Below are 11,682 nucleotides of genomic sequence, written 5' to 3' on the forward strand. Positions count from 1 at the left end.
TCACTGAATTTATCGACGAAAGTAATTTAATCATCGTTAATCATTGAAAAATTCCATCGTGTTAACAGACCTGGTTTGCCGCGATTATGATCGTTTGGCTTGATAAACAGGTGTAACAACAACAGAATTGTGACAATGACATCATGATTAAACACTCCTTTCAAAAATTAAACTGCTTCAAAGTTAACATGTGCATAGCGTACCCGATTACTCATTATTCGTCAATTAAAATCTCATCTAGCGTTTCGACGGTCATTCCGTTTAACCTACACTAAGTTAATAATCCCCATAATGACTGGTACCACGATAATAAATAACGTGGAAGTCGCGACGACGATGTTAGTCGCAAATTTAACATCACTGTGATAAGTATTAGCTAGAATAGGCAATACTGCCAATGCCGGTGTTGCTGATTGAATAATCAACGTCTTTTGAAATACACCGACCATCGGAACTCCGGCATGTAACCCAACAAAGATGATCAGCGCCATAATAATTGGCGATAACACGAAACGACCAAGTAACGTCAAAATGACATGACCATCAAATGACATATTTTTCAAACCAAAATTACGCAACATAATGCCGATATAAATCAAGGACAGTGGCGTCACCAGTCCACCAATGGCGGTTAACGTAGTGGTAATAAAACTTGGTAAACTAGTTGCTGCTTGTGGCCAGAAAAAGATAAATGGCAATGCGACGATAAAGCCCCATAGTGGCACTGGTAATAAGTGATGCCAATCAAATTGGGCTTTTTTACCACTAGTGGTTGGATCATCAGCGGCGATAATCCACACCCCAACGGTCCAGATGACGACGGTGTTCACAATATAATAAACCAAAAGATACGGTACCGAGGGTTGACCGAATAAGGCCACATTCAATGGCAAGCCAATAAAGACCGTGTTTGCCCCGTTCATTGCCGTCATCATTAAACCCCGCCGCCCCTTGGGTACTCGGAACAGCCGCGTTAAAAACCAGGCCAATACATAGCCAATGACAACCGCTAGGATAACGTACAGCAAACCAGTTGACAGTGTAGCCAGCTGTGCCGGTTTAAAACGTTCGAGCATCGCCATGAAGATGGAAGCCGGCAATCCGATGTTCATAATTACCTTTGATAACGCGCCGGAAAACTTGTCATCAAACCAGCCACGTCCTTGCGCCCAATAACCGACTGCAATCATTAATACAATCGATAAAACACTCTGAATCGACGTCCAAAATACTGCCATTTCCAATCACTTTCGTTTCTATATAAATTTTGTCGGCCTTGTGAGTTCACAATTTCTTGACTTGATTATGTTAACACGAAAACGCTTTAAATACTTAAAAACAGACTCCCTATTTTTAATAAAATAAAACATCTGTTTTAGAAACGTCAATTTTCCCGCAATTTATTTGAAAACTAGTAAACTTTGCCCGCTCAATGTTTAAGGCGGCTCATTAAACGGCAATTTTGTGAAAAGTGTTAATTATGTATGAAAGCGTTTTTATGAAAGCTACACGACTGTAACGGTTCGTATCCATTGATATTATTGACTTTGTGAATGTTTAAAAACCCTATTGATAATTGTAAGTATAGAAGTTATAGTTTACTTGTGAATGAGTTACTTAATGTTCGCACAATTTTTGAAAGAAGGTTCTTCAGTTATGGCTGAACGTAGTTATGATTTTTTGATGCCAAGTGTCAACTTCTTTGGCCCTGGTGTGATTAGTAAAATTGGTGAACGTGCTAAGATGTTGGGAATGAAAAAGCCCGTCATCGTCACTGATAAATTCCTAGAGGGTTTAAAAGATGGTGCCGTTGAACAAACTTTGACTTCCCTGAAAGAAGCTGGGGTGGACTACGTCGTTTACAACGGCGTAGAACCTAACCCTAAAATCCGTAACATCCAAGAAGTAAAGAAGTTATTCGAAGAATCCGGTGCTGACTCCATTATTACGGTCGGTGGTGGTTCTGCTCACGACACCGGTAAAGGCGCTGGGATTATCTTAACGAACGGCGACGACATCACTAAGTTGGCTGGTATCGAAACGCTTGACAATGCACTGCCTCCATTGATTGCTGTCAACACGACTGCCGGCACTGGTTCAGAACTGACCCGTCACGCGGTAATCACTAACGAAGAAACTCACTTGAAGTTTGTTGTGGTTTCTTGGCGCAACATTCCATTGGTTTCCTTCAACGATCCTAGTTTGATGTTGGATGTGCCAAAGGGCTTAACGGCTGCTACAGGGATGGACGCTTTCGTACAAGCAATCGAACCTTACGTTTCAGTGGATCACAACCCGATCACAGACTCACAATGTATTGAAGCAATCAAGTTGATCGAAACTTCCTTGCGTGAAGCCGTCGCTAACGGTCACAACCTAGAAGCTCGGACCAAGATGGTTGAAGCAGAAATGCTCGCCGGTATGGCCTTCAACAATGCTAACTTAGGTTACGTCCACGCCATGGCTCACCAACTCGGTGGTCAATACGACGCGCCACACGGTGTCTGCTGTGCCCTATTATTGCCATATGTTGAACAATACAACATCATCGCTGACCCAGAGCGGTTTGCTGAATTAGCTGAAATTATGGGTGAAAATACAGAAGGTCTGTCCACTCGTGACGCCGCCGAATTATCCATCAAAGCCATGAAGCAAATGTCACAAGATGTTGGTATTCCAAAGTCAATCAAGGAAATCGGTGCTAAACCAGAAGACTTTGAATTGATGGCTGAAAATGCTTTGAAAGATGGTAACGCCTTCTCCAACCCTCGTAAAGGGACCAAGGAAGACATTATCAAGATCTTCCAAGCTGCTTATGATGCAGAATAAGGATTGAAACCAAAAAATCACTCAGAAGATTGGCTCATGCAATTTTGCAGGGCCGATCTTTTTGAATCTAAGAACATATCAGGTAGAAAATCAGTTCAAAACAAACTACTACTGCCGATTGCAGTTGGCCAATTTGCGGCCATTAATTAAGTGCCGTTGGTCCTGAAGAACCACAAAAATCCGCTAAGCAACCTCGTTCAAGAGGTCTGCTTAGCGGATTTTTGCTTGTTGCTAGTTCATTTACACATTACCACAGATACTCAACCGGATTCTTAATCAGCCGGTTATAAACGTCACGAACGATGGCCATCTGTTCATCCGTTAATGCTGGTGCATCCGATGCACTAACATTACGCGCAATTTGGCCTGGGTTGGAAGCACCGGGAATCACGGTTGTTACCGCATCAAACATCAAGATCCACCGCAATGCCGTTTGAGCTAACTGCTCCGTCCCCAAACGTTGCTTGAGCTCATCAGCAGCTTTAACGCCAGTCAGATAATCTACACCAGAGAATGTTTCACCCTTATCAAAGGCGGATCCATCGCGATTATAGGAACGATGATCTTCAGCACCAAATTTCGTTTCAGCCGAATATTTCCCGGACAATAATCCAGAGGCCAGTGGCACTCGTGCTAAAATACCCACATTTTTAGCTTGTGCTAACTTGAAAAATAAATCGGCCGGCTTTAATCGAAACATGTTGAAGATAATTTCAACAGTCGAGATATCATAATCTAATGCTTTGATCGCTTCTTCGGTCTTCTCAACACTGACACCATAATTGCGAATTTTACCGATTTGTTTGAGACGATCCAGTTCAAACCAAACCTCCGGATTGTAATAGACTGCTGTCGGCGGACAGTGCAGCAACACATTATCAAGCGCATCTACTTGCAGGTTTTGTAAACTTGCGTCGACAAAGGCATCAATATTGGCCGGCGTATAGCCAGCTGCCACATGGGGATCGAGCTTACGGCCAATTTTGGTTGAAACGTGCACTTTGTCCGTCTTCCCTTTTAAAAAGGTCCCAATGGCCTTTTCGCTAAGTCCATCTTGATAAATATCCGCCGTATCAAAGAAATTAACCCCAGCATCATAAGCCGCCGCTAACGTTGCTTGGGCATCCTGTTCATCAAAAGGGGCGCCCCACTTACCGCCCAGTTGCCACGTACCTAACGAAACGTCACTAATTTTAAATCCTGTTTTTCCTAATGTACGATATTTCATCAAAAGCTCCTTTTATAATTCCTGCTTCTATCGTTAATGCTATTTCTCAAAAGTAGTCTCGTCTTTATTGACAACCTTGTCCATCCTAACAAGCTAATTTATTGCAAACAAGTACGCACCTTGAGGTAACTACGAAATGTTAAAGCAACCCGACTTGTGTTTTATGAATAAGTTTAATAATATTAATATATAAGAAGCGATGGCTATTATGGTTAAAATCAAAAGATTCATTCTGGCATTGGTCTGGATTATCGCAATTCTGGAACTAATTCTCTTTTTGGCTCAAAACGCAACTTTTATCCCGGTTGCCTCCACCTTCTTCATGGCAACTTGTGTCACGATTCTTTTTAAGACTTCCGATTCGGTTTAAATGTCATGATCTAAAAACAATTTAACCGACCTGCTATCAACCAGTTTATTCCTTGAGTTAAGGCAATTCGCCGACGGTAACTCAAGGAATTTTTTAGTGCCGTTCTTTACCCCACAGCTGACCCAACTGGCTGTTATCTCACCACTTTGGACCATGCGAAAGATAGCCCAACAGCTCACTCATTTTGGCCACCGGAACATCCTCTCCTGCGAGCAACCAGCTTTTCCATATGGAAAACGTGCCAAGACTGATCCAAGACCAAAATTACGTTATCACCACTCTGCTGGGGATCATTTAATGGTCTGGATGACCAAAAATCATCCGCAAATTTACCGTTTCATCATAGGCCGTTTAGTTAAGCATGTTTTAAAGCAGACTAATCAATAATTGACACACAAAAACCAAGCATGCGCTCCTGTACCCACGAGCTCATGCTTGGTTTATTTGAATCGAAACAATTCACCTTAACACTCTGATTCAAGCGGATGTTTCACATGAAACATTTCGCTTACATCGCCTTTAATCCAAAACTTCGCGACTCCAACACCGTCAACAAGGCGGCCACTGTATCTAAAGCTGTGAAGAGTGGGACCGCATTTTCAATTGCGGCTTGGCGAATTTGTTGACCATCTAACTGAGTGCGTTGACTAGGTTGGGTAGTGTTAATCACCATTTGTAAATCACCATGGTGTAAAGCGGTCACCGGATTGTCTGCCGAGTCAGCTACTTTACCAAGGCGCTGGATCGTTAACCCAGCATCGGTGAGAGCTTGGGCAGTTCCGGCAGTGGCAACCAGCTCGTACCCCAACTCGTTAAAACGTTGCGCTAATTCAATCGCCGCCGGTTTATCCGGATCTGCCACTGTAAACAAAATCTTGCCCGTCGTTGGAATATGAATTTTTGCTGCTTCAAAGGCTTTATACAGGGCTTTGTCAAAGGTAGTATCCGCCCCCCATAACTTCACCAGTTGATTTCATTTCTGGCCCCAATAATGAATCAACCGCTGGCAGCTTCGTGAATGAGAAAACGGGCGCTTTCACAAATACTTGTTGTGCTTGAGGTAATACCCCGGTTGTAAAGCCCATTTCTGCTAACCGTTCACCCATCATCACTCGCGTTGCTAACTGAGCAATCGGCGTGTGCGTGACTTTAGAGATAAACGGTACGGTTCGCGATGCCCGTGGATTCACTTCGATGACGTACGCGCGATTTTGGTGAATCACAAACTGAACGTTCATCACCCCACGAATGTGTAACGCTTTAGCTAGTGCGATGGCCGCATCTGCCATTGCCGCTTGCACTACTGGACTCAACTGTTGGGCTGGATAAACGGCCATCGAGTCACCCGAATGCACACCAGCTCGCTCAATGTGTTCCATAATGCCAGGAATGACAACCGTTTCACCGTCAGATAGCACGTCTAGCTCCGCTTCTGATCCAGTCAGATACGAGTCAATTAAGACCGGGTGATCCTGAGATACCTTGACTGCCCGACCCATGTAATCCGTGAGTTCACTGGCATTTGTGACAATTTCCATGGCGCGACCACCAAGCACATATGACGGCCGCACTAAGACGGGATACCCGATCTGGGCGGCGGCTTGCAGCGCCCCCGTCACCGTAGTCGCTGTTTGCCCCAATGGTTGCGGCAAAGCCAGTTGCTTAATCACTTGGTCGAAGTCTTCCCGATCCTCTGCCCGATTTAAATCGGTGACGCTAGTGCCCAAGATATTAACGCCTCGTTTGGCTAACGGTGCCGCCAGATTAATGGCTGTCTGCCCACCAAACTGAACAATCACACCTACCGGCTGTTCCAAATCAATCACATTTAGCACATCTTCAACCGTCAGTGGCTCAAAGTAAAGCTTATCTGAGACAGAAAAATCCGTTGAAACAGTCTCTAGATTGGAGTTCATGACAATTGCTTCATAACCAGCGGCTTGTAAAGCTTTGACCGCATGGACGGTCGCATAGTCAAACTCTACCCCCTGGCCAATCCGAATTGGACCCGAACCGAGCACCAACACGGAGGGTTTAGTAGAAACCTTTGCTTCATTGACTTGCTCGTAAGTCCCATAGTAATACGGCGTTTGTGAAACAAACTCGCCAGCAGCCGTATCGACCATCTTATAAACTGGTTTAATACCTGCCGACAATCGTTGTTGACGCACCGCTAGCGCTGTCTTCTGCCACAAACGAGCAATGGTTTTGTCAGCGACGCCATTTTGTTTAGCCTCTTTTAGGATGGTTAAATCATTTGGATGTTGCTGCAGCGCGGTTTCTAAGGCAACCAGGTGAGCTAACTTGTCCAAGAAAAAAACATCAATACCCGTTTGTTCATGCAACGTTTCAATCGTTTGACCGCGTCGTAATAATTCCAGTAATTGGAACAAGCGATCATCGCGCGCTGGCATCAAACCCTGCAGTAAATCATCGTTACTAACCGAAACATAATCAGGAGTCGCGCCTAATTCTAATGAGCGAATCGCTTTATTCAGTGCCTCTTCTAGGTTCCGCCCAATGGCCATCACCTCGCCAGTGGCCTTCATCTGGGTGCCAAGATGTCGGTCCGCTGTTGGAAATTTATCAAACGGCCAACGAGGAATTTTAACCACGACGTAATCCAAGGCCGGTTCAAACGCGGCCGTTGTACTACCAGTTACTGGATTAGTTACTTCGGCTAGTGTCAGCCCAACAGCGATTTTAGCCGCCATCTTAGCAATCGGATACCCAGTGGCCTTCGAAGCTAAGGCCGATGAGCGAGAAACCCGCGGATTCACTTCAATAATGTCGTAGTGAAAACTGTTGGGATCCAGAGCCATTTGGATATTGACACCACCTTCAATGTTTAACGCTCGGATAATCTTCAAGGCGGCATCACGCATCATTTGATAATCACGGTCAGATAATGTTTGGACTGGAGCGACGACCAGTGAATCGCCGGTGTGAATGCCTACCGGATCAATATTTTCCATTGAGGCAACAATCAACGCCGTATCTTGTGCATCGCGCATCACTTCAAACTCGATTTCTTTAAAACCGGCGATTGAACGTTCAATTAACACTTGTGTCACTGGCGATAAACTCAACCCATTAGCCGTAATTTCGCGTAATTGTGCTTCCGTCTGGGCAATTCCGCCACCGGTGCCACCCAAGGTGTAGGCAGGTCGCACGATCACCGGGTAGCCGATTTCGTTAGCAAAATGCACCGCCGCCGCAACAGTCGTCGCAATCGTTGACTCTGGGACGGGTTCACCCAATTTTTTCATCAAAGCTTTAAATTGTTCCCGATCTTCTGCTGCTTCAATGGCTGACAAGGGTGTGCCTAATAACTCGATGTTTAATTCTGCTAAAATACCGGATTCCGACAGCTCTTTAGCTAAATTCAAGCCCGTCTGTCCACCTAACGTGGGTAAAATCGCATCAGGGTGTTCACGTCGTAAAATACGCATTAAAAATTCAGCCGTCAGTGGTTCGATGTACACTCGATCAGCGACCTCCTGATCAGTCATAATTGTCGCTGGATTAGAATTAACCAACACCACCTCGTAACCTTCCTCACGTAAGGCCATGGTCGCCTGCGTACCTGAATAGTCGAATTCTGCTGCTTGACCAATCACAATTGGACCGGAACCGATGACGAGAATTTTGTGCAAGTCTATCCGTTTAGGCATGTAATTGCTCCTTTTCTTTGACTACGCTGGCAAGAAAGTCATCAAATAATGCGCTAGCATCGTGAGGACCAGGTGTGGCATCGGGATGAAATTGCACTGAGAACGCCGGTCGATTTCTTAACCGCAATCCCTCAACTGTGTGATCGTTAATTTCTTCATGTGTAACGACTAGCTCGGTACCAGCCAGTGACGCTTGAGCTACCGCATAACCATGATTTTGTGCCGTAAATGCCAACTGTCCGTCCAGCAATCGTTTAACCGCATGATTGAAGCCACGGTGCCCAAATTTCATTTTGTATGTTTCTGCACCATTAGCTAACGCAAACAACTGATGTCCTAGGCAAATGCCCATCAGTGGTAATTGGGCCTGCAAACGACGAATCAACGGTAGACTAGTTAACATTGAGGTCGGATCACCTGGCCCATTAGACAATAAAACGCCATCTGGCCTATCGGCGAGCACTCTTTCAGCAATAACATCCGCTGGATAAACCGTCACTTTTACGCCACGACGAACAAGCGCATCTACAATAGATGCTTTCGTGCCAAAATCAATCACTGCAATCGTCAAATCGGTGGTTATTGTCGACTGATTCGGTGATAAAACTGGTTGGTGAGTGGCGACTTGATTCCTCGGCAAAGACAGCGACTGTAACTGGCTTTTAATCGCCGGTGTAACTTCATCTACCAGCATGGCTTTCATACTACCTTGGTCCCGTAATTCTTTAGTTAAAGCCCGCGTATCAATATCTGTTAACCCCGGCAAACCGTGTTCCGCTGCCCAAGCTGGTAACGTCGCCGACATTCGCCAGTTACTGGGCCGATGCGCAAGTTCGTGGACAATCACTGCACTAGCACTCGGTGTGGGTGCCTCATTATCATCGGCACAGATACCATAATTGCCAATCAACGGATAGGTAAAGACCAGAATCTGTCCAATATAGGACGGATCCGTGATTGACTCTTGATAGCCGGTCATCCCAGTATTAAAGACTAACTCGCCGGCAACACTGGTCGTCGCTCCAAAAGCGGTTCCCGTATAAACTGATCCATTCTCCAAAATCAAATGCCGTTGCATCGCGTCCTCCTAATCTGCTCGATAAACTAGCTTTCCATCAACAATAGTTGCCACCGTCATCCCGTAAACGATTTCATCAATAAACGGTGTATTCATGCCTTTAGACGCGAACTCGTCCGTTTGAATAGGATGGGCATGTTCTAAATCAAATAACGCTAAGTCAGCTTGTTGCCCCACCTGAATCGTTGTTGGTGCCGTTAAGTTAAAAGCCTTTACTGGTGCTTGATTTAACCAACGTTGGACTTGAGCTAATGTTGCAATGCCGGGACGCACCAAATGGGTATATAGCAACGGAAAGCATGTTTCTAATCCAGTGATACCAAAGGCTGCCGATATTAAATCCCCTGCTTTATCCGCTACCGTATGAGGAGCATGATCTGTCGCTACCATGTCGATGGTGCCATCCAATAATCCCGCCACTACGGCTGCGCGATCAGTTGGCGTGCGTAATGGCGGATTCATTTTTAAGTTCACATCTTTTCGAGCGTGAATCGCAGTCGTGTCTAGTAGCAAATGATGTGGTGTCACTTCTGCAGTGACGTGAACCCCATGCAGTTTAGCTAACCGCACGAGTTCCACGCTGCCCTTGGTCGACAAATGTGCCACGTGATAATGGGCACCGGTCGCTTGCGCTAATACCAAGTCCCTAGCTAATTGACTCGTTTCGGCCAAGGGGTCAATCCCAGCAACCCGCAATTGATCAGCAATGGATTGATCAACGACGCCATGGCCCATTAAGTCGTTATCTTCAAGATGAGCTGATAGCACACGTTTAGCTTTTACCGCCGCTTTCATAGCTGCTAGCATCGTGGCTGCAGATTGAACGCCTTTACCATCATTTGAAAAGGCGACCGCACCAGCCTGCGCGAGACCAACCAAGTCGTTAATGGATTGATCGGTTAGTTCAGCAGAAACCGCTGCGTATTGTTCGATGTGAACCAGCCCTTTTTCATGATTATGAATTACCATCTCGTGGAGTGTCGCTGCCGTATTTGGTACTGGCTGCACATTGGGCATTGCTAACACCGTCGTAAAACCGCCGCGTGCCGCTGCCTTAGAACCAGTGGTAATGGTTTCCTTGTCCGTTTGTCCTGGGTCACGAAAATGGACGTGAACATCAACCAAACCAGGCATAACCAGTGCCCCCCGTGCATCGATAACTTCGTCTCCAGATACTGCCAGTGACGAACCAATAGCCGCGATCCGTTCATCTTCAATTAAGATATCGATTAATTGCCCAGGCTGTTCGACCATCTGAGCATGCTTAATTAGTAGTCGTGTCATGTTAATCCTCCATCAGCATTGTTAGCATGGCCATTCGTGCAAAGACACCGTTTGTCATCTGTTTAAAAATACGTGATTTGGGGGCTTCAACTAAGTCACTAGTCATTTCAACGCCGCGATTAACGGGAGCGGGGTGCATGATGATCGCTCGATCCTTTAAATGATCATAACGAGCATTTGTTAACCCAAATTGACGATGATAATCCGCCTGATCAAAGTGCTCGTTGCTTAAGGCGGTCATCCGTTCATGTTGGACCCGCAATAGCATGACAATATCGACATCGGCTAACTGATCATCCAAGTCAACATACTGACCAAATTGGTCGAAGTCACTGGTATACCATGCTAACGGGCCACTGAAGGTGACGCTTGCACCAAGCCGTTGTAAGATCTCTGCATTAGAACGAGCAACTCGCGAATGAGCTAAGTCACCGACAATTCGCACCTTAAGTCCTCGAATATGCCCGAATTCTTGTTGAATCGTCATCAAATCCAGTAGGCTTTGCGAGGGATGCTGCCCAGAACCATCACCAGCGTTGATTAGTTTCGGCAACAACGGCGACTGTTCCACCAGCAACGGTTGGTACCACTCTGTCTGGGCATGACGGATCACGGCAACTTCAACACCAATGGCTCCCAGGGTCTTCAGCGTGTCTGAAAAGCTTTCCCCTTTTGCCGTTGAACTAGTTGCTGGATTGACAAAAATACGCTGCCAGCCTAAGCGAAGTTCTGCCATCTGAAAGCTGGTTTGTGTTCGCGTGGAATTTTCGAAAAATAAGTTTGCTACATAATGGGGTTCCCGTGCAATTGGACGGACCCCTGTCTGATAATCCAAAGCGAGTTGAATTAATCGAGTTAGTTGCTCATCCGTTAAATCATTGAGATTTGTTAAGTGATCCATCCTCGCACTCCTTTTGACCAAAATCAGCGCCACAATAAAATGCCTTCAGAAAATTCCGAGAATTCTCTAAAGGCATTTGCTTTAACAATTAAGTTCAGTGAGGCAACTTCAGCAATTTTGCTGGACTAAGCCCCCGCACATGCGCCTTTTAAGTCTCTCGGACTTAATTAAAGGTCAATTTGATTGAAATAAGTGTATCACTTAGTCGGTAGAAAACAAGTAATTTTTAACAATTAGTCAGCAAAAAGCGAACTTCAACGAACATTATTTTTAAATAAGTTGGAAAACACATATAAATACGAATTATAATTTAAATAC

Annotated in this window: 6 protein-coding genes and 1 pseudogene; 1 reads left to right on the forward strand and 6 read right to left on the reverse strand. The window is 45.3% G+C overall.

Annotation, left to right across the window (positions count from 1 at the left end; all coding sequences use genetic code 11):
* Positions 1–266: 266 nt before the first annotated feature.
* Complete coding sequence (locus tag AC27FN_RS05130; protein WP_487166940.1) at positions 267–1,238, reverse strand: AEC family transporter; 972 nt, start codon at positions 1,236–1,238, stop codon at positions 267–269.
* A 418-nt stretch (positions 1,239–1,656) separates the two neighbouring features.
* On the opposite strand from AC27FN_RS05130, the gene AC27FN_RS05135 reads away from it, so the two are divergent.
* A complete protein-coding gene (locus AC27FN_RS05135; protein ID WP_487166941.1) occupies positions 1,657–2,829 on the forward strand; it encodes an iron-containing alcohol dehydrogenase in 1,173 nt (390 codons plus the stop codon).
* A 247-nt stretch (positions 2,830–3,076) separates the two neighbouring features.
* Here the strand turns inward: AC27FN_RS05135 and AC27FN_RS05140 are convergent, their stop codons facing one another.
* The 5 genes and pseudogenes from AC27FN_RS05140 to AC27FN_RS05160 form a co-directional block, all read right to left on the reverse strand.
* Positions 3,077–4,057, reverse strand: coding sequence for an aldo/keto reductase (locus tag AC27FN_RS05140; protein ID WP_487166942.1), 981 nt, complete (start codon positions 4,055–4,057; stop codon positions 3,077–3,079).
* Positions 4,058–4,935: 878 nt separating this feature from the next.
* A pseudogene (carB, locus tag AC27FN_RS05145) lies at positions 4,936–8,101 on the reverse strand (carbamoyl-phosphate synthase large subunit).
* A complete protein-coding gene (locus AC27FN_RS05150; protein WP_487166943.1) occupies positions 8,094–9,179 on the reverse strand; it encodes a carbamoyl phosphate synthase small subunit in 1,086 nt (361 codons plus the stop codon). Before AC27FN_RS05150 ends, carB begins: the two are co-directional and overlap by 8 nt.
* A 9-nt stretch (positions 9,180–9,188) precedes the next feature.
* Positions 9,189–10,463, reverse strand: a complete 1,275-nt coding sequence (locus AC27FN_RS05155) for a dihydroorotase (protein WP_487166944.1) — start codon at positions 10,461–10,463, stop codon at positions 9,189–9,191.
* Position 10,464: 1 nt separating this feature from the next.
* The gene (locus AC27FN_RS05160) at positions 10,465–11,364 is read right to left on the reverse strand and encodes an aspartate carbamoyltransferase catalytic subunit (protein ID WP_487166945.1); all 900 of its coding nucleotides are present in this window, start codon (positions 11,362–11,364) and stop codon (positions 10,465–10,467) included.
* Positions 11,365–11,682: the final 318 nt, after the last annotated feature.

This window comes from Furfurilactobacillus sp. W61-4, assembly GCF_057545565.1.

Coding starts and splice junctions, on each gene's coding strand:
- AC27FN_RS05130 (WP_487166940.1), bottom strand. CDS start 1,238: ATGGCAGTATTTTGGACGTCGATTCAGAGTGTTTTATCGATTGTATTA.
- AC27FN_RS05155 (WP_487166944.1), bottom strand. CDS start 10,463: ATGACACGACTACTAATTAAGCATGCTCAGATGGTCGAACAGCCTGGG.
- AC27FN_RS05140 (WP_487166942.1), bottom strand. CDS start 4,057: ATGAAATATCGTACATTAGGAAAAACAGGATTTAAAATTAGTGACGTT.
- AC27FN_RS05150 (WP_487166943.1), bottom strand. CDS start 9,179: ATGCAACGGCATTTGATTTTGGAGAATGGATCAGTTTATACGGGAACC.
- AC27FN_RS05160 (WP_487166945.1), bottom strand. CDS start 11,364: ATGGATCACTTAACAAATCTCAATGATTTAACGGATGAGCAACTAACT.
- AC27FN_RS05135 (WP_487166941.1), top strand. CDS start 1,657: ATGGCTGAACGTAGTTATGATTTTTTGATGCCAAGTGTCAACTTCTTT.